At 73.6% G+C, this 20,019-nt stretch carries 19 protein-coding genes; 15 read left to right on the top strand and 4 right to left on the bottom strand.

Features of this window, described 5'->3' with window-relative positions; all coding sequences use genetic code 11:
• The first annotated feature begins 7 nt into the window (after window positions 1–7).
• The 3 genes from ACFY3U_RS09895 to ACFY3U_RS09885 all read left to right on the top strand — a co-directional run bounded on the left by ACFY3U_RS09895 (window position 8) and on the right by ACFY3U_RS09885 (window position 2,763).
• Window positions 8–895 (top strand): sulfotransferase domain-containing protein, encoded by an 888-nt coding sequence (locus ACFY3U_RS09895; RefSeq protein ID WP_387197901.1) that lies wholly within the window; start codon window positions 8–10, stop codon window positions 893–895.
• 121 nt (window positions 896–1,016) lie between these two features.
• Window positions 1,017–2,195 carry a chorismate synthase gene (gene aroC, locus ACFY3U_RS09890; protein WP_387197898.1) on the top strand — a complete coding sequence of 393 codons (1,179 nt, stop codon included), beginning with the start codon at window positions 1,017–1,019 and terminating at the stop codon, window positions 2,193–2,195.
• 61 nt (window positions 2,196–2,256) lie between these two features.
• Window positions 2,257–2,763 carry a shikimate kinase gene (locus ACFY3U_RS09885; RefSeq protein WP_387197895.1) on the top strand — a complete coding sequence of 169 codons (507 nt, stop codon included), beginning with the start codon at window positions 2,257–2,259 and terminating at the stop codon, window positions 2,761–2,763.
• On the opposite strand, the gene ACFY3U_RS09880 is transcribed toward ACFY3U_RS09885, so the two are convergent.
• Window positions 2,753–3,490 carry an alpha/beta fold hydrolase gene (locus ACFY3U_RS09880; protein WP_387197891.1) on the bottom strand — a complete coding sequence of 246 codons (738 nt, stop codon included), beginning with the start codon at window positions 3,488–3,490 and terminating at the stop codon, window positions 2,753–2,755. The two genes, ACFY3U_RS09885 and ACFY3U_RS09880, sit on opposite strands and share 11 nt — an antisense overlap.
• An 81-nt stretch (window positions 3,491–3,571) precedes the next feature.
• On the opposite strand from ACFY3U_RS09880, the gene ACFY3U_RS09875 reads away from it, so the two are divergent.
• A complete protein-coding gene (locus ACFY3U_RS09875) occupies window positions 3,572–4,552 on the top strand; it encodes a helix-turn-helix transcriptional regulator (RefSeq protein WP_387197887.1) in 981 nt (326 codons plus the stop codon).
• Window positions 4,553–4,591: 39 nt separating this feature from the next.
• On the opposite strand, the gene ACFY3U_RS09870 is transcribed toward ACFY3U_RS09875, so the two are convergent.
• On the bottom strand, window positions 4,592–5,362 hold the full coding sequence (locus tag ACFY3U_RS09870; RefSeq protein ID WP_387197884.1) for a cytochrome c oxidase assembly protein: 771 nt from the start codon (window positions 5,360–5,362) through the stop codon (window positions 4,592–4,594).
• Window positions 5,359–5,880, bottom strand: a complete 522-nt coding sequence (locus ACFY3U_RS09865; RefSeq protein ID WP_387197881.1) for a DUF2243 domain-containing protein — start codon at window positions 5,878–5,880, stop codon at window positions 5,359–5,361. The genes ACFY3U_RS09870 and ACFY3U_RS09865 overlap by 4 nt, the downstream gene beginning before the upstream one ends.
• 154 nt (window positions 5,881–6,034) lie before the next feature.
• Between ACFY3U_RS09865 and aroB the strand changes: the two genes are divergently transcribed.
• The 4 genes from aroB to nusB all read left to right on the top strand — a co-directional run bounded on the left by aroB (window position 6,035) and on the right by nusB (window position 9,104).
• On the top strand, window positions 6,035–7,111 hold the full coding sequence (gene aroB / locus ACFY3U_RS09860) for a 3-dehydroquinate synthase (RefSeq protein WP_387197879.1): 1,077 nt from the start codon (window positions 6,035–6,037) through the stop codon (window positions 7,109–7,111).
• Complete coding sequence (gene aroQ / locus ACFY3U_RS09855) at window positions 7,108–7,548, top strand: type II 3-dehydroquinate dehydratase (protein WP_387197876.1); 441 nt, start codon at window positions 7,108–7,110, stop codon at window positions 7,546–7,548. Before aroB ends, aroQ begins: the two co-directional genes overlap by 4 nt.
• Window positions 7,549–8,112: 564 nt before the next feature.
• Window positions 8,113–8,670 carry an elongation factor P gene (efp, locus tag ACFY3U_RS09850; protein WP_358042926.1) on the top strand — a complete coding sequence of 186 codons (558 nt, stop codon included), beginning with the start codon at window positions 8,113–8,115 and terminating at the stop codon, window positions 8,668–8,670.
• Window positions 8,671–8,693: 23 nt separating this feature from the next.
• Window positions 8,694–9,104 carry a transcription antitermination factor NusB gene (nusB, locus tag ACFY3U_RS09845; RefSeq protein ID WP_387198826.1) on the top strand — a complete coding sequence of 137 codons (411 nt, stop codon included), beginning with the start codon at window positions 8,694–8,696 and terminating at the stop codon, window positions 9,102–9,104.
• Between the two features lie 81 nt (window positions 9,105–9,185).
• Here the strand turns inward: nusB and ACFY3U_RS09840 are convergent, their stop codons facing one another.
• The gene (locus tag ACFY3U_RS09840) at window positions 9,186–9,674 is read right to left on the bottom strand and encodes a transcriptional regulator (protein ID WP_013285505.1); all 489 of its coding nucleotides are present in this window, start codon (window positions 9,672–9,674) and stop codon (window positions 9,186–9,188) included.
• Window positions 9,675–9,963: 289 nt separating this feature from the next.
• On the opposite strand from ACFY3U_RS09840, the gene pyrR reads away from it, so the two are divergent.
• The 7 genes from pyrR (at window position 9,964) to ACFY3U_RS09805 (ending at window position 20,010) form a co-directional block, all read left to right on the top strand.
• Complete coding sequence (gene pyrR, locus ACFY3U_RS09835; protein WP_387197873.1) at window positions 9,964–10,548, top strand: bifunctional pyr operon transcriptional regulator/uracil phosphoribosyltransferase PyrR; 585 nt, start codon at window positions 9,964–9,966, stop codon at window positions 10,546–10,548.
• Window positions 10,545–11,471, top strand: coding sequence for an aspartate carbamoyltransferase catalytic subunit (locus ACFY3U_RS09830; RefSeq protein WP_387197870.1), 927 nt, complete (start codon window positions 10,545–10,547; stop codon window positions 11,469–11,471). Before pyrR ends, ACFY3U_RS09830 begins: the two co-directional genes overlap by 4 nt.
• On the top strand, window positions 11,468–12,745 hold the full coding sequence (locus ACFY3U_RS09825; RefSeq protein WP_387197867.1) for a dihydroorotase: 1,278 nt from the start codon (window positions 11,468–11,470) through the stop codon (window positions 12,743–12,745). Before ACFY3U_RS09830 ends, ACFY3U_RS09825 begins: the two co-directional genes overlap by 4 nt.
• 175 nt (window positions 12,746–12,920) lie before the next feature.
• Window positions 12,921–14,117 (top strand): glutamine-hydrolyzing carbamoyl-phosphate synthase small subunit, encoded by a 1,197-nt coding sequence (gene carA / locus ACFY3U_RS09820; RefSeq protein WP_387198823.1) that lies wholly within the window; start codon window positions 12,921–12,923, stop codon window positions 14,115–14,117.
• Entirely contained in the window at window positions 14,110–17,487 is a 3,378-nt protein-coding gene (carB, locus tag ACFY3U_RS09815; RefSeq protein WP_387197864.1) for a carbamoyl-phosphate synthase large subunit, read from the top strand. The genes carA and carB overlap by 8 nt, the downstream gene beginning before the upstream one ends.
• Before the next feature lie 100 nt (window positions 17,488–17,587).
• On the top strand, window positions 17,588–18,613 hold the full coding sequence (locus ACFY3U_RS09810) for a quinone-dependent dihydroorotate dehydrogenase (protein WP_387197862.1): 1,026 nt from the start codon (window positions 17,588–17,590) through the stop codon (window positions 18,611–18,613).
• A gap of 122 nt (window positions 18,614–18,735) precedes the next feature.
• Window positions 18,736–20,010: an adenosylmethionine--8-amino-7-oxononanoate transaminase gene (locus ACFY3U_RS09805; protein ID WP_387197859.1), complete on the top strand. Its 1,275-nt coding sequence runs from the start codon at window positions 18,736–18,738 to the stop codon at window positions 20,008–20,010.
• Window positions 20,011–20,019: the final 9 nt, after the last annotated feature.

The following is a 20,019-nucleotide window of genomic DNA, read 5'->3' as shown; positions in this document are numbered from 1 at the left end:
GACGAGCATGACGATCCGGGACCGGCTCAAGGCGGCGGTGCCGCACCAGGTCAGCGCCGGGGTCCGCGGCGGCCTGGTCCGGTACGGGGAGCACACCGCCGACCGCCGGCCGCTGCCGGACTTCCTGATCACCGGCACCAAGCGCGGCGGCACCACCTCGCTCTGGCGGTACCTGCTGGAGCACCCGCTGGTGCCCCGGCTCTTCCCCGCCTGGAACACCAAGACCTCGCACTACTTCGAGGAGAACTGGGGTCGGGGCGAGACCTGGTACCGGTCGCACTTTCCCACCGAGCGGCAGCGTCGGGCCCTGGAACGGCGGCACGGCGGGCCGGTCCGGGTCGGCGAGGCGGCACCGCTGTACATGTTCCACCCGCTGGTGCCGGGGCGGGTGGCCGAGCTGATGCCCGACGTACGACTGATCTTCCTGCTCCGCGATCCGGTGGAGCGGGCGTACTCGCACTGGAAGGAGCGGCGCACCGAGGGGAAGGAGCCGCTGGGCTTCGCCGAGGCGTTGGCCGCCGAGCCGGAGCGCACGGCGGGGGAGCGGGAGCGGCTGATCGCCGACCCGACGTACGTCAGCGAGGCGTACGACTGGTACACCTACCGGGCCCGGGGTCGCTACCTGGAGCACCTGCAGCCCTGGCTGGAGCTGTTCCCGGCGGAGCAGCTGCTGATCCTGCCCAGCGAGACGCTCTACGCCGAACCCGCCGCCACCCACGCCCGGGTGTTGGAGTTCCTCGGCCTGCCGGCGCAGCGGCTGACGCGGTACGAGGCGCACAACCACCGGCGCAGCGGCTCGATGGACGAGTCGGTCCGGGCGGAGCTCGCCGCCCATTTCGCCCCGCACAACGCGGCGCTGGCGAAGCGGCTGGGCATGCGCTTCGACTGGTCCTGACCGGGTCGGCGGCCGGCGACGGGGCTGCGGGAACGGCCGCGCCGGGCGCGGTCGGCGTCCGCAGGACGGGACGCGGCGGCCGGCACGTCGCGGCCACCCTGGGGCGTGACAGACTGACGCGGTGTTGCGCTGGCTGACTGCAGGTGAATCCCACGGACCCGCTCTCGTCGCGATGCTCGAGGGGGTGCCCGCCGGGATCGAGGTGACCACCACCGAGATCGCCGACGAGCTGGCCCGCCGCCGGCTCGGCTACGGCCGGGGCGCCCGGATGGCCTTCGAGCGGGACGAGGTCGAGGTGATCGGCGGGCTGCGGCACGGTGTGACGCTGGGCAGCCCGGTCGCGATCCGGGTGGGCAACTCCGAGTGGCCCAAGTGGCAGACCGTGATGGCCGCCGACCCGGTCGACGCCGACGAGCTGGCCGGTCAGGCCCGCAACGCGCCGCTGACCCGACCGCGGCCCGGCCACGCCGACCTTGCCGGCATGCAGAAGTACGGCCACACCGACGCCCGCCCGATCCTGGAGCGAGCCAGCGCGCGGGAGACCGCCGCCCGGGTCGCGGTCGGCACCGTCGCCAAGGCGCTGGTCCGGCAGGCGCTCGGCATCGAGATCGTCTCGCACGTGGTCGAGCTCGGCCCGGTCGCCGCCAAGCCGGGCCTGCGCCCCCGCCCGGAGGACGCCGAGCGGATCGACGCCGATCCGCTGCGCTGCCTCGACCCGGAGGCCAGCGCCCGGATGGTCGCCGAGGTCGACGCCGCGAAGAAGGCCGCCGACACGCTCGGCGGCGTGGTCGAGGTGCTGGCGTACGGGGTGCCGCCGGGCCTGGGCAGCCACGTGCAGTGGGACCGCAAGCTCGACGCCCGCCTGGCCACCGCGCTGATGTCCATCCAGGCGATCAAGGGCGTGGAGATCGGCGACGGCTGGCAGCAGGCCCGCTCCCGGGGCTCCGAGGCGCACGACGAGATCATGCCGACCGCGACCGGCGTCCGCCGGGTGACCGACCGGGCCGGCGGCCTGGAGGGCGGCATCACCACCGGCGAGCCGCTGCGGGTACGGGCCGCGATGAAGCCGATCTCCTCGCTGAACCGGGCGCTGGCCACCGTGGACGTCACCACGGGCGAGCCGGCCACCGCGATCAACCAGCGCTCCGACGTCTGCGCGGTGCCCGCCGCCGCGGTAGTGGCCGAGGCGATGGTGGCGCTGGTGCTGGCCGAGGCGGCCACCGAGAAGTTCGGCGGCGACTCGGTGGCGGAGATCCGCCGCAACCTCGCCGGCTACCTCGACGCGCTGGTGATCCGGTGACCGGCCGGGCCGCCGGGGACGCCCGGGCGCCGCTGACCGCAGGCACCCGGCGGAGCGTGCGGTGACGAGGCCGGTCTGCGTGCTGGTCGGTGCCCCCGGCTCGGGCAAGACCACCGTCGGCGAGCGGCTCGCGACGCTGCTCGGGGTGGGGTTCCGGGACACCGACGCCGACATCGAGGCGATGGCCGGCAAGCCGATCCCGGAGATCTTCATCGACGAGGGGGAGGCGCACTTCCGCGCGCTGGAGCGGGCCGCGGTGGCGGCGGCGCTGGCCTCGCACGCCGGCGTGCTCGCCATCGGCGGCGGCGCGGTCCTCGCCGAGGAGAACCGCGCCGCGCTGATCGGCCAGCCGGTGGTGCACCTGTCGGTGGAGTTGCCGGACGCGGTGAAGCGGGTCGGGCTGGGCGCCGGGCGACCGCTGCTGGCGATCAACCCGCGGGCCACCCTGAAGCACCTGATGGACCAGCGCCGACCGCTCTACGCCGAGGTGGCCACGGCGACCGTGGCGACCGACGGGCGCACACCCGAAGAGATCGCCGCGGAGATCGCCGCCCTGCTCAAGGCGTGACCCCGGCGGCGATCTCGTCGAGCAGCCCGGCGAGCGCCGCCGGCTCGCTCAGCATCGGCCAGTGGCCGGTGGGCAGGCCGCGCAGCTCGGCGCCGGCCAGGCCGGCGAAGAACGGGTGCCCCTGGTCGATCATCTCGGCGACCGTGTCGACCGGGAACGTGCAGGCGACCAGCGCGGCCGGCACCGGCCGGCCACCGGTGCGCCGGACCGGGTCGGTGGCGGCGCGCAGCGGCTGCGGGGTGGACCGCCGGCGCAGCAGGGCCAGCGCTTCGTCGTCCAGCCCGGCCAGGCCGTCCGGGTTGTCGGCCGGCCGCCAGGCCGGCGGTGGCAGCAGGTGCCCGTCCCCGATCTCCGCCCGTAGCCGCTGCTGCTCCTGCGGCGGGTTGCTGTCGAACTGGGCCGTCCCGTCCGGCAGCGGGCCGCTGTCCACGTAGACGACCTTCCCGATCCGGTCCGGGATCCGGTCGGCGGCCTGGGTCACCGGCATACCGCCGCCGGAGTGCCCGACCAGCATCACGTCCCGCAGCTCCTCGGTCTCGATCAGCGCGGTGATGTCGGTGGTGTGGGTGTCCAGCCCCACCTCCGGGTCGGCCAGGTGGGCCCGCTCGGCGACCCCGGTGAGGGTCAGTGGGAACACCTCGTGGCCGCGCCCGCGCAGGTCGGCGGTCACCTCCCGCCATGCCCACCCGCCCAGCCAGAATCCTGGTACCAGCACGAACGTCGCCATCTCGACTCTCCCTCGCTCGATGTCCGGCTGCACCGTAGGCTCGATACCGGACAGTTTCCGCCCGGAATCGCGAGGTGTCCCGTGTCACATCCTGCCGGCCGGGTGCTGGCGATGCTCGAACTGCTGCAGAGCAACCATCGGCTCACCGGCGCGGAGCTGGCCGACCGGCTCCGGGTCGACGAGCGCACCGTGCGCCGGTACGTCACCACCCTGGTCGACCTCGGCATCCCGGTCATCGCCGAGCGGGGCCGGTACGGCGGCTACCGGCTGGGCCCCGGCTACAAGCTGCCGCCGCTGATGCTCACCGACGACGAGGCGGTCGCCGTGCTGCTCGGCCTGGTCGCGGCGGAACGGCTGGGGCTGGGCACGGAGGCGCCGGCCACCGCCACCGCCCTCGCCAAGATCCGGCGGGTGCTGCCGGCCCCCCTCGCGGAGCGGCTCGCCGCCGTCCAGGACCACCTCGGCTTCACGCTGCGCCGGGCCGACCCGGCGCTGCGCCCGGCCACCGACACGCTGCTCGCCCTCGGTGCGGCCGCCCGGCGGCGGCGTCGGGTGACGCTGGACTACCGCTCCTGGCGGGGCGAGCCGTCGCGGCGGCAGCTCGACCCGTACGGGCTGGTCTTCCACACCGGGCGCTGGTACGTCACCGGGTACGACCACCTACGCGCGCAGGTGCGCACGTTCCGGCTGGACCGGATAGCCGCGGTCGACACCGGACCGGAGACGTTCACCGTGCCCGACGATGTCGACCCGGTGGCCCAGGTGACCCGGGCGCTGGCCGACGTGCCGTACACGCACGCCGTCGAGGTGCTGCTGGAGACCGACGCGGCCACCGCCCGACGCCGCCTCCCGCCCACCGTCGGCGAGCTGACCGAGGTCGCGGGCGGGGTGCTGCTGCGGACCCGCGCCGAGCGGCTCGACGGAATGGCGCAGCTGCTGGCGGGGCTCGGCTGGCCGTTCACCGTCCGCCACCCGGACGCGCTGCGCGACGCCGTCCGCGTTCACGCGACCCGTCTCGCGGCCTGGGCGGATCGGCCGGATGACGCCGCACCGCCCGACTGAGCACGCCGTGCCGGCACCGGCCACGGACGGACTCCCGCTTCACGCCGACGACGGCACCGGCCCGGGGCGGGCCCGTCGGGCCGCCGGCCGCCAGGTGGCCAGCAGGGCGAGGGCGAGCAGGATCTCGGCCAGGTCGCCGCCGTAGTACATCAGCGTCGCCGCCGACCGCAGCTGCGCCGCCGGCGCGACGGTGTCGACCAGGCCGGCGTACATCAGCTGGGCCAGGGTGGCGTGCGCGGCGACCGAGAGCCCGAGCACGACCAACCGCAACGGCACCCCGGGCCGGTGCGGGCCGGGGTCTGGGCCGGCGATCGCCCAGGTGAAGACGTACCCGCTCGCGAGGAAGTGCAGCAGGACCAGGCCGTGCAGCCCCGGGTGGGCCAGGGTGGCCCGGTACAGCGGGGTGAGGTGCAGCGCGTACAGGCCACCGGCGGTGAGCAGCAGACCGGTGATCGGGTGGGCCGCCGTCCGGGCGACCGGGCGGCGCAGCACCCGCAGCACCGCCCGCCCGACGTCGCGCCGTACCGTGCGCAGGGCCAGGGTGCCGGGCGCGCCGAGCACCAGGCCGAGCGGGGCGAGCATGCCGACCAGCAGGTGTCGCCACATGTGCCCGACCGGGTCGTGGCCGGGCACCAGCAGCGCCGCGGCGAGCAGCGCGCAGCCCGCGCCGAAGCTCGCGGTACGCCGGTGGCTCCACCCACCGCGCCCCGGGTCGCGCTGGCGCAGCGCCGTGGCCAGGTAGACCCAGAACACCACCAGGGGTACGAGCAGCAGCGGGTCGACGCCGCCACCGGGTCCGGTGTGGCTCACCGCCGGTCGGCGGTGACGTCCACCGTGCCGGCCCGGCGCTGCACCCCCCAGCCGGCCGCGACCAGGGCCGCGCCGAGCACCAGGAAGCCGACGTCCCACGCGGTCTGGTGCGGGCCGCCGCGCACGTGGTGGATGCCCAGCAGGTGGTGGTCGACCACCCCCTCGACCAGGTTGAACAGTCCCCAGCCGACCAGCGCCCAGCCCCACAGCGCGGGGGAGCGCCACAGCCGGCCGCGTGAGCGGGTGACCCGGGCGTACAGCAGGGCCAGCCCGGCGAGCACCGCGACCCAGGTGACCACGTGGAACAGCCCGTCCCACAGGGTGTTCATCCGCAGCCCCGGCACGGTGTCCACCGGGTAGGCCTTCACCCCGATGTGGTCGCTGCCGGTGCTGCTGAGCATGTGGTGCCACTGCAGCACCTGGTGCAGCACGATGCCGTCGACGAACCCACCCAGCCCGACGCCGAGGATCACGGCGGGCAGCCGGATGTCCGCCCCGTCGATCGTGGTGCCCGCCATCGGACCACCTCCAGCTCGTCGGGCCTGTGCTCTCGCCGCGTCCGCGGCCCCACCGGTTGAACGCCGCAGGGCGGCGGCGGGACGCGTCCCGGGCCGCCACCAGCAGGTGGACGCCGGCGGTCCGGGGGCAGATCCTCGACTAGGCTGCCGGACGATGGACGAGGTGACCCGGATCCCGGTCGGCGGCGAGCGGCCGTACGACGTACTGGTCGGACGCGATCTGCTCGACCCGCCGCTGCGGCTGCTGCCCGGCGCGGAGCGGGTGGCGGTGCTGCACGCGCCGCCGCTCAAGGCGCTCGCCGACACGCTGGGCGAGCGGCTGCGGGCCGCCGGCGTGGTGCCGCTGCCGATCGAGGTGCCCGACGCCGAGGCCGGCAAGCGGATCGAGGTGGCCGCCGACTGCTGGGAGCGGCTCGGCGCGGCCGGCTTCACCCGGGTCGACGCGGTGGTCGGGGTGGGCGGCGGCGCGGTCACCGACCTGGCCGGGTTCGTCGCGGCCTGCTGGTTGCGCGGGGTGCGCTGGGTGCCGGTGGCCACCTCGCTGCTCGGCATGGTCGACGCCGCCGTGGGCGGCAAGACCGGCGTGAACACCTCGGCCGGCAAGAACCTGGTCGGGGCGTTCCACCCGCCGGCCGGGGTGATCTGCGACCTGTCGACGCTGGACAGCCTGCCGCCCGCCGACCTGGCCGCCGGCCTCGCCGAGGTGGTGAAGTGCGGCTTCATCGCCGATCCGGTGATCCTCGACCTGATCGAGCGGGACCCGGTCGCGGCGGTGGACCCGACCGGGCCGGTGGCCCGGGAGCTGATCGAGCGGGCGATTCGTGTGAAGGCCGACGTGGTCGCGGGAGACCTGCGCGAGTCCGGGGTACGCGAGGTGCTCAACTACGGGCACACCCTGGCCCACGCCATCGAGAAGGTGGAGGGCTACCGCTGGCGGCACGGCCACGCGGTGGCGGTCGGCACGATGTACGCGGGGGTGCTCGGCCGGCTGGCCGGTCGGCTCGACGCGGCCACCGCGCGGCGGCACCGGGACGTGCTGGCCGCGCTCGGCCTGCCCACCAGCTACCCGGCCGACGCCTGGCCGGCGCTGCTGGCCGCCATGCGGGTGGACAAGAAGGCCCGGGGCAGCCGGCTGCGGTTCGTGGTGCTGGACGGTCTGGCCCGCCCGGGAATCCTGGACGGCCCGGACGACGACCTGCTGCACGCCGCCTACCGGGAGATCTCCTCGTGAGGGTGTACGTGCTGAACGGGCCGAACCTCGGTCGGCTGGGCACCCGCCAGGTCGACGTGTACGGCCTGACCAGCTACGCCGACCTGGCGGCGGGCTGCGTCGAGACCGGTCGGGAGCTGGGCCTGGACGTGGTGGTGCGGCAGACCGACGCCGAGCACGAGCTGCTCGGCTGGCTGCACGAGGCGGCCGACGAGGGCGCCGCGGTGGTGCTGAACCCGGCCGCCTGGTCGCACTACTCGATCGCGGTACGGGACGCCTGCGCGCTGCTGCGCGGCCCGCTGGTCGAGGTGCACATCTCCAACATCCACGCCCGGGAGGAGTTCCGGCACCACTCGGTGGTGTCGGCGGTGGCGACCGGGGTGATCTGCGGGCTGGGCGTGGACGGGTATCGGCTGGCCCTGCAGCACCTGGCGGCCCGCCGGGACGCGGCCGGCTGAACCGGCCACCCCGGCTGATGGCCCCCGCGCCGGCCGCCCCTGCGGTGCCGTGCCTCGCGCCCGCGGGCTTTGGGTCGTGCCTTGTGCCCGCGTCGGTGGCACCTCGGACGCCGTCCCTCCCGCCGGCCGTACCGGCGGGGTCCGGTTCTCGCGGCACCGAGCCGTGCCGGGCCGTCCCGCCCACGGAGGCGAACCGACACGGTCACTGCACGTGACCTGGGTGATAGTCACCCTCGGTGAGGAGCTCGACCCGGAGCGATCCGCCACCGCCGGCCGCTTTGCTCTGCTGCCATATGCGCACCACCACGGTGAGCTGGGCAAACCTGAAGTGCTGTGGCAGGTGTCACCGGAGGCGTGGATCACCGAAGGTGACTGTCGCGTCGGTGGCAGCAGAGCAAAGCCGCCGGCGGGGGGTGGCGGGGGTGCCGAAGCGCGACAACGGTGAGTGGTCACCGCTCGGGGCACGGGTGTCGAGGGCCGGGCCCGACCAGCGCCGGAGTCACCGGTTGGCGGCAGCTAGTAGACTTGCCAGGTCTGTCCGCCAATTGATGATCAAGGCAGGAAATGGCATCCACCAACGACCTCAAGAACGGCCTGGTACTCAACCTCGACGGGGAGCTCTGGGCCGTCGTCGAGTTCCAGCACGTCAAGCCCGGTAAGGGTGGGGCGTTCGTCCGCACGACGCTCAAGAACGTGCTGTCCGGCAAGGTCGTCGACAAGACCTTCAACGCGGGCACCAAGGTCGAGACCGCCACCGTCGACAAGCGCACCATGCAGTACCTGTACGCCGACGGTGAGGACTTCGTCTTCATGGATCTGGAGACGTTCGACCAGATCACCGTGCTCGGCGGCACCGTCGGCGAGGCCGCCAACTACCTCCTGCCGGAGGCCGAGGCGACCGTCGCCACCCACGAGGGCGTGCCGCTCTACATCGAGCTGCCCACCTCGGTGGTGCTCGAGGTGACCTACACCGAGCCGGGCCTGCAGGGTGACCGCTCGACGGGCGGCAACAAGCCGGCCACCGTCGAGACCGGCGCCACCGTCCAGGTGCCGCTGTTCATCACCACCGGCGAGAAGATCAAGGTCGACACCCGCGACGGCCGTTACCTCGGCCGATCCTGATGGCCGAGGGTCCCAAGCAGCAGATGCCGTCGCGCCGCAAGGCGCGGAAGCGGGCGCTGGACGTGCTCTACGAGGCCGATCTGCGCGACCGGCCGGCCGCCGAGGTGCTGGCCGGCTACGTCGAGCGGATCGAGCAGCCGCGACCCGAGCACCTCGGGTACGCGGTCGGCCTGGTCGAGGGGGTGGCCACCCACCTCGACCGGATCGACGAGCTGATCGCCAGCTACGCCGAGGGCTGGACGCTGGACCGGATGCCGGTGGTCGACCGCAACCTCGCCCGGATCGCCGTCTACGAGCTGCTCTACGTCGACGAGATCGACGACGCGGTGGCGATCAGCGAGGCCGTCGAGCTGGCCCGGCAGATGTCCACCGACGACTCGCCGCGCTTCCTCAACGGCATCCTCGGCCGGATCGCCGAGTACGCCACCCGCTGAGCCGCGGCGGCGTCCCGCTGGCACCCGTACCACGAGAAGGGCCCGAGCCGGTCGGCTCGGGCCCTTCTCGGTGCGGGTGGTTCAGGAGGCGAAGAACGCCCGCGGGTCGGCGACCAGCACGCCGTGCTCGGTCAGTCGCTCGATCAGGCCGGACGGCGAGGCGTCGTAGACGATCGCCAGCGCGCGCAGGTCGTCGGCGCGGATGGAGAGCACCCGGCCGTTGTAGTCGCCGCGCTGCTGCTGGATGGCGCGGGCGTACCGGGCGACGTAGGCGAGGTCCTCGGAGGCCTCGTCGTAGAGCCGTTCCAGGTCCAGGACGATCTTGCTGGTGGGCTCGTGGCGCACCCCGCTGCCGTCGGGCAGCAGCTCCGAGACGGGAACGCGGTAGAAGTCGGCCAGCTCCGCCAGGCGGGACACGGTGACGGCCCGGTCGCCGCGCTCGTACGAGCCGACCACCACGGCCTTCCACCGACCGTTCGACTTCTCCTCCACCCCCTGCAGGGACAGGCCCTGCTGCTGGCGGATGGAGCGCAGGCGGGCGCCCAGCGACTTGGCGTATTCAGAGGGCATTCGGACACTCCCAGTGCTGTGCTTTGGGGTTCTCCCAGCGATCGCTACGGAGCGTGACGGTACGGGGATTGCGACACGCGGTCAAGTGGTGACGTCGCGAGCGCCGGAAAGCCCGGTGCCAGTTGTCCGCATTTCGCCACGCTGATCCGGGGATCAGCGGGTGCCGGCGAGGAAGCCGGTGACCGCTGGTAACGTGGCGTGAAGCTCCGGCCCGGGCCGTCCGCGACCCGACCGGAGACCCCGACGTCCTTTAACGACCCGTCCCGTGAGGCGGGGAAGGAGGTCCGCCGTGGCCTGCCCACCGGCTGTCCAATCGTCGCAGGAGCGACAACCCTCGGTGAAGGTGATCCTCGCCAGCGCCGACGTCCAGCGCGTCGTCGACCGGATCGCCCACCAGATCCTGGAGAAGACCCAGGGCGCCGCCGACACCGTGCTGCTCGGCATCCCCACCCGGGGCACCCCGCTCGCCCGGCGGCTCGCCGCCCGGATCAGCACCTTCGAGGACGTCGACGTCCCGGTCGGCGTGCTCGACATCACCCTCTACCGCGACGACCTGCGCCGGCACGCCACCCGCGCGATCGGCCCGACCGAGCTGCCGCCCGGCGGCATCGACGGCAAGAGGGTGATCCTCGTCGACGACGTGCTCTTCTCCGGTCGCACCGTGCGCGCCGCCCTCGACGCCCTCAACGACGTCGGCCGCCCCGCCTCGGTGCAGCTCGCCGTGCTGGTCGACCGCGGCCACCGGGAGCTGCCGATCCGGGCCGACTACGTCGGCAAGAACATCCCGACCTCGCTCGCCGAGAGCGTCAGGGTCACCCTCGCCGAGACCGACGGCGCCGACGAGGTCAAGCTCTTCGGGGGGTCCCCCTCATGATCAGGCACCTGCTCTCCGGCGCCGACCTGGACGCCGACACCGCCACCCGGATCCTGGACACCGCCGCCGAGATGGCCACGGTCGCCGGCCGCGAGGTCAAGAAGCTCCCCGCCCTGCGCGGCCGGACCGTGGTGAACCTCTTCTACGAGGACTCCACCCGGACCCGGATCTCCTTCGAGGCGGCCGCCAAGCGGCTCAGCGCCGATGTGATCAACTTCTCCGCCAAGGGCTCCAGCGTGACCAAGGGGGAGAGCCTCAAGGACACCGCGCTCACCCTCCAGGCGATGGGCGCCGACGCGGTGGTCGTCCGGCACCCGGCCTCCGGCGCCCCGCACCGGCTCGCCAACTGGGTGGACGGGTCGGTGGTCAACGCCGGCGACGGCACCCACGAGCACCCGACCCAGGCGCTGCTCGACGCGTACACGATGCGGTCCCGGCTGGGCCGGCTCGCCGGCCTGCACGTCGCGGTGGTCGGGGACGTGCTGCACTCCCGGGTGGCCCGCTCCAACGTGCTGCTGCTGTCCACCCTCGGCGCGAAGGTCACCCTGGTCGGCCCACCCACGCTGATCCCGGTGCACATCTCGCCCGCGCTCGCGCCCGGCACCGACGTGTCGTACGACCTCGACGCCGTGCTGCCGAACGTCGACGTGGTGATGATGCTGCGGGTGCAGCGGGAACGGATGAACGACTCCTACTTCCCCTCCGCCCGCGAGTACGCCCGCCGCTACGGGCTGGACGGCCCGCGGATGCGCCGGCTGCCGGAGCACGCGATCGTCATGCACCCCGGCCCGATGAACCGGGGGATGGAGATCACGCCCGAGGTCGCCGACTCGCCCCGCTCCACCATCGTCGAACAGGTCGCCAACGGGGTCTCCGTGCGGATGGCCGTGCTCTACCTGCTGCTCGGAGGGAACAACCGGTGACCGCGTACCTGATCAAGAACGTGAGCGTCGTCGGCGCCGCGCCGACCGACCTGCTGATCCGCGACGGCGTGGTGGCGCGGACCGGCGCGGGCCTGACCGCGCCGGACGCCACCGTGCTCGACGGGACCGGGCTGGTCGCCCTGCCCGGCCTGGTCGACCTGCACACGCACCTGCGCGAGCCCGGCCGGGAGGACGCCGAGACGGTGGAGACCGGCTCCCGCGCCGCCGCGCTGGGTGGCTACACCGCGGTCTGCGCGATGGCCAACACCTCGCCGGTCGCGGACACCGCCGGCGTGGTCGAGCAGGTGTGGCGGCTCGGCCGGGAGGCCGGTCTGGTCGACGTGCAGCCGATCGGCGCGGTCACCGTCGGACTGGCCGGTGAGCGGCTGGCCGAGGTGGGCGCGATGGCCGACTCGGCGGCCCGGGTGCGGATCTTCTCCGACGACGGGCACTGCGTGGCCGACCCGAAGCTGATGCGCCGCGCCCTCGAATACGTCAAGGCGTTCGACGGGATCGTCGCGCAGCACGCCGAGGAGCCCCGGCTCACCGAGGGCGCGCAGATGCACGAGGGCGAGGTCTCCACCCGACTCGGCCTCACCGGTTGGCCGGCGGTCGCCGAGGAGGCGATCATCGCCCGGGACGTGCTGCTGGCCGAGCACGTCGGCAGCCGGCTGCACGTCTGCCACGTCTCCACCGCCGGCAGCGTCGAGGTGCTGCGGCACGCCAAGGCACGCGGGGTACGGGTCACCGCCGAGGTGACGCCGCACCACCTGCTGCTCACCGACGAGCGGGCGGAGACGTACGACCCGGTCTTCAAGGTCAACCCCCCGCTGCGTACGGCCACCGACATCGCCGCGCTCCGGGCCGCCCTCGCCGAGGGCGTGATCGACGTCATCGCCACCGACCACGCCCCGCACGCGGTGGAGGACAAGGAGTGCGAGTGGGCGTACGCCCGGCCGGGCATGCTCGGCCTGGAGACCGCGCTCTCCGTCGCGCTCGACGTGCTCGGCCCCGAGTGGGACCTGATCGCCGAGCGGATGTCCCGGGCCCCGGCCCGGATCGCCGGCCTCGACGGGCACGGGATCGACCCGGCCCCCGGCGTGCCGGCCAACCTGACCCTGGTCGACCCGGCCGCCCAGCGGGTGATCGAGCCCGCGGAGCTGGCCAGCCGCAGTCGCAACACCCCGTACGCCCGCATGACGCTGCCGGGTCGCATCGTGGCGACCTTCCTGCGCGGCGAGCCGACGGTCCTGGACGGAAAGGCTGTCAAGTGATCCGAGCGAGGAACGTAGCGGAGCGGAGTCCCGCAGTCCGGATCGAAGGGGATCTGATCCGAGCGAGGAACGTAGCGGAGCGGAGTCCCGCAGTCCGGATCGAGGGGGATCCGATCCGAGCGAGGAACGTAGCGGAGCGGAGTCCCGCAGTCCGGATCGAAGGAGGCACAGCATGGTGAAGCGTAGAGGCGCGATCCTCGTGCTGGAGGACGGGCGGACGTTCCACGGCGAGGCGTACGGCAGCGTCGGTGAGACCTTCGGCGAGGCGGTCTTCAACACCGGCATGACCGGCTACCAGGAGACGCTGACCGACCCGTCGTACCACCGGCAGGTGGTGGTGCAGACCGCGCCGCACATCGGCAACACCGGCGTCAACGCCGAGGACGACGAGTCGTCCCGGATCTGGGTCGCCGGGTACGTGGTGCGCGACCCGGCCCGGATCGGCTCGAACTGGCGGGCCACCGGCGGCCTGGAGGACAGGCTCGCCGCCGAAGGCGTGGTCGGCATCAGTGGCGTGGACACCCGGGCGCTCACCCGGCACCTGCGCGAGCGGGGCGCGATGCGGGTCGGCATCTCCAGCGTCGACGACGACCCGGCCGCCCTGGCCGACCGGGTCCGCCGGTCGCCGCAGATGGTCGGCGCGGACCTGTCCGCCGAGGTGACCACCGAGAAGCCGTACGTGGTCGAGGCGGTCGGCGAACACCGGTTCACCGTCGCCGCGCTGGACCTGGGCATCAAGCGCAACGTGCCGCGGCGGCTGGCCGCCCGCGGCGTCACCACCCACGTGCTGCCCGCCGGCTCCTCCATCGACGAGCTGCTGGCCACCGGCGCCGACGCGGTGTTCCTCTCGCCCGGCCCGGGCGACCCGGCCACCGCCGACGTGCCGGTGACGCTGGCCCGCGAGGTGCTCGCCCGGAAGGTGCCGCTGTTCGGCATCTGCTTCGGCAGCCAGATCCTCGGCCGGGCGCTCGGCTTCGGCACCTACAAGCTGGGGTACGGCCACCGCGGCATCAACCAGCCGGTGCTCGACCGGGCCACCGGCAAGGTCGAGGTGACCAGCCACAACCACGGCTTCGCGGTCGACGTGTCGGGTGCCGGCCAGGGCGCGGTCGTGCCCGACCAGGTGATCGACACCGACTTCGGCGGCGTGCGGGTCTCGCACGTGTGCCTCAACGACAACGTGGTCGAGGGGCTGCGCGCGCTCGACGTGCCCGCCTTCACCGTCCAGTACCACCCGGAGGCGGCGGCCGGCCCGCACGACGCGGACTACCTCTTCGACCGCTTCGCCGAGCTCATCGAAGGCCGCACCGGCGGCGGCAGCCGTACCGGCGGCGCCGGCCGCACCGACAGCGAGGGGCGCAGCGATGCCTAAGCGCAAGGACCTCAAGCACATCCTGGTGATCGGCTCCGGGCCGATCGTGATCGGGCAGGCCTGCGAGTTCGACTACTCCGGCACCCAGGCCTGCCGGGTGCTGCGCAGCGAGGGGATCCGGGTCAGCCTGGTCAACTCCAACCCGGCGACGATCATGACGGACCCGGAGTTCGCCGACGCCACCTACGTCGAGCCGATCACCCGGGAGTTCGTCGAGCTGGTCATCGCCCGGGAGCGGCCCGACGCGCTGCTGGCCACCCTGGGCGGCCAGACCGCGCTGAACACCGCGGTCGCCCTGCACGAGGCCGGCGTCCTGGACAAGTACGGCGTGGAGCTGATCGGCGCCAACATCGAGGCGATCAACCGGGGCGAGGACCGCCAGCTGTTCAAGGAGATCGTGGCCAAGGCCGGCGTACGGCTGGGGTTGCCCGACCCGGCGGGCCTGGTGCCCCGCTCGCGGGTCTGCCACTCGATGGACGAGGTCCGCGAGACCGTCGGCGAGCTGGGCCTGCCGGTGGTGATCCGGCCGTCGTTCACGATGGGCGGCCTGGGCTCCGGCATGGCGCACACCGATGAGGACCTGGAGCGGATCGCCGGCTCCGGCCTGGCGGCCAGCCCGGTGCACGAGGTGCTCATCGAGGAGAGCGTGCTCGGCTGGAAGGAGTACGAGCTCGAGCTGATGCGCGACCGCAACGACAACGTGGTGGTGGTCTGTTCGATCGAGAACGTCGACCCGATGGGCGTGCACACCGGCGACAGCGTCACCGTGGCGCCGGCCATGACGCTCACCGACCGGGAGTACCAGAACCTGCGCGACCTGGGCATCGCGGTGCTGCGCGAGGTCGGGGTGGACACCGGCGGCTGCAACATCCAGTTCGCGGTGAACCCGGTCGACGGCCGGATCGTGGTGATCGAGATGAACCCGCGGGTGTCCCGCTCGTCGGCGCTCGCGTCCAAGGCGACCGGCTTCCCGATCGCCAAGATCGCGGCGAAGCTGGCCATCGGCTACACCCTGGACGAGATCCCGAACGACATCACGCTGAAGACCCCGGCGGCGTTCGAGCCGACCCTGGACTACGTGGTGGTGAAGATCCCCCGGTTCGCGTTCGAGAAGTTCCCCGGCGCCGACCCGGAGCTGACCACCACGATGAAGTCGGTCGGTGAGGCGATGAGCCTCGGGCGCAACTTCACCGAGGCGCTGAACAAGGCCATGCGCTCGATGGAGACCAAGGCAGCCGGCTTCTGGACGGTGCCGGATCCGGCCGGCGCGACGAAGGAGAACACCCTCGCCGCGCTGAAGATGCCGCACGACGGTCGGCTCTACACCGTCGAGCGGGCGCTGCGGCTCGGCGCGTCGATCGCCGAGGTGGCCGAGGCGTCCGGCGGGATGGACCCCTGGTTCCTGGACCAGATCGCCGGCCTGGTCGAGCTGCGCGCCGAGATCGTGGACGCGCCGGTGCTCGACGCCGACCTGCTGCGCCGGGCCAAGCGGGCGGGGCTGTCCGACCGGCAGCTCGCCGCGCTGCGCCCCGAGCTGGCCGCCGAGGACGGCGTCCGGACCCTGCGCCACCGGCTCGGCGTCCGCCCGGTCTACAAGACGGTGGACACCTGCGCCGCCGAGTTCGAGGCGACCACGCCGTACCACTACTCGACGTACGACCAGGAGACCGAGGTCGCGCCGTCGGACCGGCCGAAGGTGCTCATCCTCGGCTCCGGCCCGAACCGGATCGGCCAGGGCATCGAGTTCGACTACTCCTGCGTGCACGCGGTGCAGGCGCTGCGCGGCGCGCCGGTCGGCCCCGGCACGGACGCCGTCGGCTACGAGACCGTGATGGTCAACTGCAATCCGGAGACCGTCTCCACCGACTACGACACCGCCGACCGGCTCTACTTCGAGCCGCTGACCTTCGAGGACGTGCTGGAGGTCTGGCACGCCGAGGACACCTCCGGCAAGGCGGCTGGTGGGCCGGGCGTGGTCGGGGTGGTCGTGCAGCTCGGCGGGCAGACCCCGCTGGGCCTGGCCCAGCGGTTGAAGAACGCCGGCGTGCCGATCGTGGGCACCTCGCCGGAGTCGATCCACCTGGCCGAGGAGCGCGGGGCGTTCGGCGCCGTGCTCGCCCGGGCCGGCCTGCGCGCGCCCGCGCACGGCATGGCCACCTCGTACGACGAGGCGAAGGCGATCGCCGACGAGATCGGCTACCCGGTGCTGGTCCGGCCGTCGTACGTGTTGGGCGGGCGGGGCATGGAGATCGTCTACGACGACCCGACGCTGCGCGACTACATCGGCCGGGCCACCGACATCTCCCCGGACCACCCGGTGCTGGTGGACCGGTTCCTCGACGACGCGATCGAGATCGACGTGGACGCGCTCTGCGACGCCGACGGCGAGGTCTACCTCGGCGGCGTGATGGAGCACATCGAGGAGGCCGGCATCCACTCCGGCGACTCGTCCTGCGCGCTGCCGCCGATCACCCTGGCCGGCTCGCACCTGAGCGAGGTGCGCCGCTACACCGAGGCGATCGCCCGGGGCGTCGGGGTGCGGGGCCTGCTCAACGTCCAGTACGCCCTGAAGGACGACATGCTCTACGTCCTCGAGGCGAACCCGCGGGCGTCCCGGACGGTGCCGTTCGTCTCCAAGGCGACGGCGGTGCCGCTGGCCAAGGCGGCGGCCCGGATCGCGCTCGGCGCGACCATCGCGCAGCTGCGCGCCGAGGGGCTGCTCCCGGCGACCGGGGACGGTGGCAGCCTGCCGGCCGACGCCCCGATCGCGGTCAAGGAGGCGGTGCTGCCGTTCAAGCGGTTCCGCACCCCGGCCGGCAAGGGCATCGACTCGCTGCTCGGCCCGGAGATGAAGTCCACCGGCGAGGTGATGGGCATCGACACCAACTTCGGCCACGCCTTCGCCAAGAGCCAGTCCGCCGCGTACGGGTCGCTGCCGACCAGCGGCAAGATCTTCGTCTCGGTGGCGAACCGGGACAAGCGGGGCATGATCTTCCCGATCAAGCGGCTGGCCGACCTGGGCTTCGAGATCGTCGCCACCGCCGGCACCGCCGAGGTGCTGCGCCGGCACGGCATCGCCTGCGAGCAGATCCGCAAGCACTACGAGGCGGGCGAGGGCGAGGACGCGGTGTCGCTGATCCTGGGCGGCGACGTGGCGCTGGTGGTGAACACCCCGCAGGGCTCCGGCGCGAGCGCCCGCTCCGACGGGTACGAGATCCGCAGCGCCGCCGTCACCGCCGACATCCCGGCGATCACCACCGTCCCCGGCGCCGCCGCCGCGGTCATGGGCATCGAGGCGAGGATCCGCGGCGACATGCGGGTCCGCCCCCTCCAGGACCTGCACGCCACCCTCCGGGCGGCCACCCAGTGACCCGCCAGAGCTGGTTGATCATGACGTTGACCGCGGTCAGGGAGATCGACTTCGCCGGTAACCTCATGATCAACGCGAGGTTTGCACCCGGGAGGGTGCGGTGATCTTCGAGCGCGGGGTTCGGCCGGTGCTGTTCCGGCTGGGGGGCGGGGACGCCGAGGCGGCGCACGAGTGGACGTTGCGGCGGCTGGCCGCCGTGTCCCGGCGGCCGGGGGCGGTGGCGGCGCTGCGGGCGCGGTACTTCCGGCGGGCGCCGCGGACAGTGTTCGGGGTGGAGTTCCCCAACCCGGTCGGGCTGGCGGCGGGGATGGACAAGGACGGGGTGGCCCTGCCCGCCTGGTCGGCGCTCGGCTTCGGCTTCGTCGAGGTCGGCACGGTCACCGCGCACGCCCAGCCGGGCAACCCCCGGCCGCGGTTGTTCCGGCTGCCCGACAGCGAGGCCGTGGTCAACCGGATGGGCTTCAACAACGCGGGGGCCGCAGCACTGGCCGCCCGGCTGGCGGCGCTGCCCCGGCCGCTCGGCGTGCCGCTGGGCATCTCGCTGGGCAAGTCCAAGGTCACTCCGCTGGACGAGGCGGTCGAGGACTACCTGGCCTCGTACCGGGCGCTGCGCGGGCACGGCGACTACTTCGCGGTCAACGTCTCCTCACCGAACACCCCCGGTCTGCGCTCGTTGCAGGACCGGGCGCACCTGGACGCGCTGCTCGCGGCGCTGGTGGGGGAGAAGCCGGTGCTGGTGAAGATCGCCCCGGACCTGACCGACGCGGCCGTCGCCGAGCTGCTGGAGGTGTGCCTGGCCCGGGGTGCGGCCGGCGTCATCGCCACCAACACCACGCTGGGCCGCGACGGCCTGGCGCCGGCTGACCGGGAGGGCGGCGCGCAGACCGGTGGCCTGTCCGGCCGTCCGCTGGCCGCCCGGGCCCGCGAGGTGGTCGGCTTCGTGCACCGGGAGACCGGCGGGCGGCTCCCGGTGATCGGCGTCGGCGGCATCCTCGACCCGGACGACGCGACCCGGATGTTCGACGCTGGCGCGTCCCTGGTGCAGCTCTACACCGGCTTCATCTACCGCGGCCCGGCCCTGATCCGCGCCGCGGTCGCCCGCGCCACCCCCCTTCCGCCCCCCTGACCCCCGCGCCCGACCCGCGCCTCGCGATCTTGCACTTTGTGCCCCGGCGAAACGGGCGTAACGGGGCAGCACGGGGGCCGAAAGTGCAAGATCGCCGGGGCAGGTGAGAGGGAGGGGGAGAGGTGCGGGCTGAGGAGATCATCGCCGCCGATCGGGCGCACGTGTGGCACCCGTACGCGGCGGTGCCGGCGGCGGGCGATCCGTACGTGGTGGAGAGCGCCCGGGGGGTACGGCTGCGGCTGGCCGACGGGCGTGAGCTGGTGGACGGGATGTCGTCCTGGTGGGCGGCGATCCACGGTTACCGGCACCCGGTGCTCGACGCGGCGGTCACCGACCAGCTCGGCCGGATGAGCCACGTGATGTTCGGCGGGCTGACCCACGAGCCGGCCGTCCGGCTGGCGCGGACCCTGGTCGAGCTGGCGCCCGAGGGGCTGGAGCACGTCTTCCTGGCCGACTCCGGGTCGGTCAGCGTCGAGGTGGCGATCAAGATGTGCCTGCAGTACCAGCGGGCCACCGGCCGGCCCGAGCGGCGCCGGCTGGCCACCTGGCGCGGCGGCTACCACGGCGACACGTTCCATCCGATGAGCGTGTGCGACCCGGAGGGCGGCATGCACCACCTCTGGGGCGACCTGCTGCCCCGGCAGGTGTTCGCCCCGGTGCCGCCCGGCGGGTTCGACGATCCGCCGGACCCGGCGTACCTGACCGCGCTGACCGACGCGGTGGCCCGGCACGCCGACGAGCTGGCCGCGGTGATCGTGGAGCCGGTGGTGCAGGGCGCCGGCGGGATGCGCTTCCACCACCCCGGCTACCTGCGCGCGTTGCGCGAGGTGACCCGGCGGCACGGGGTGCTGCTGATCTTCGACGAGATCGCCACCGGGTTCGGGCGCACGGGCGCGATGTTCGCCGCCGACCACGCCGGGGTCAGCCCCGATGTGCTCTGCGTCGGCAAGGCGCTCACCGGCGGCTACCTCACCCTGGCCGCGGCGCTGTGCACCCCGCGGGTCGCCCGGGGCATCTCGGCGGACGGGGTGCTGGCGCACGGGCCGACGTTCATGGGCAACCCGCTCGCGTGCGCGGTGGCCAACGCCTCGCTGGACCTGTTGCGGGCCGGGGACTGGGCCGGCCGGGTGGCCGGCATCGCCGAGGGCCTGCGCGCCGGTCTGGAGCCGCTGCGCGGCGCGCGGGGGGTGGCCGACGTGCGGGTGCTGGGCGCGATCGGCGTGGTGCAGCTCGACCACGAGGTGGACGTGGTCGCCGCGACGGCCGCCGCGGTGGACCGGGGGGTCTGGCTGCGGCCGTTCCGCGACCTGGTCTACACCATGCCGCCGTACGTGACCGACGACGCCGACCTGGCCCGGATCGCGGCCGGGATCGCGGCGGCGGTCGCGGCCGGCTGAACAGCGCGA

Source organism: Micromonospora sp. NPDC000089, assembly GCF_042899365.1.
Taxonomy (GTDB): domain Bacteria; phylum Actinomycetota; class Actinomycetes; order Mycobacteriales; family Micromonosporaceae; genus Micromonospora.
Note: the sequence above shows the minus strand (reverse complement) of the source record. Positions and strands in the feature narration are given on the sequence as shown.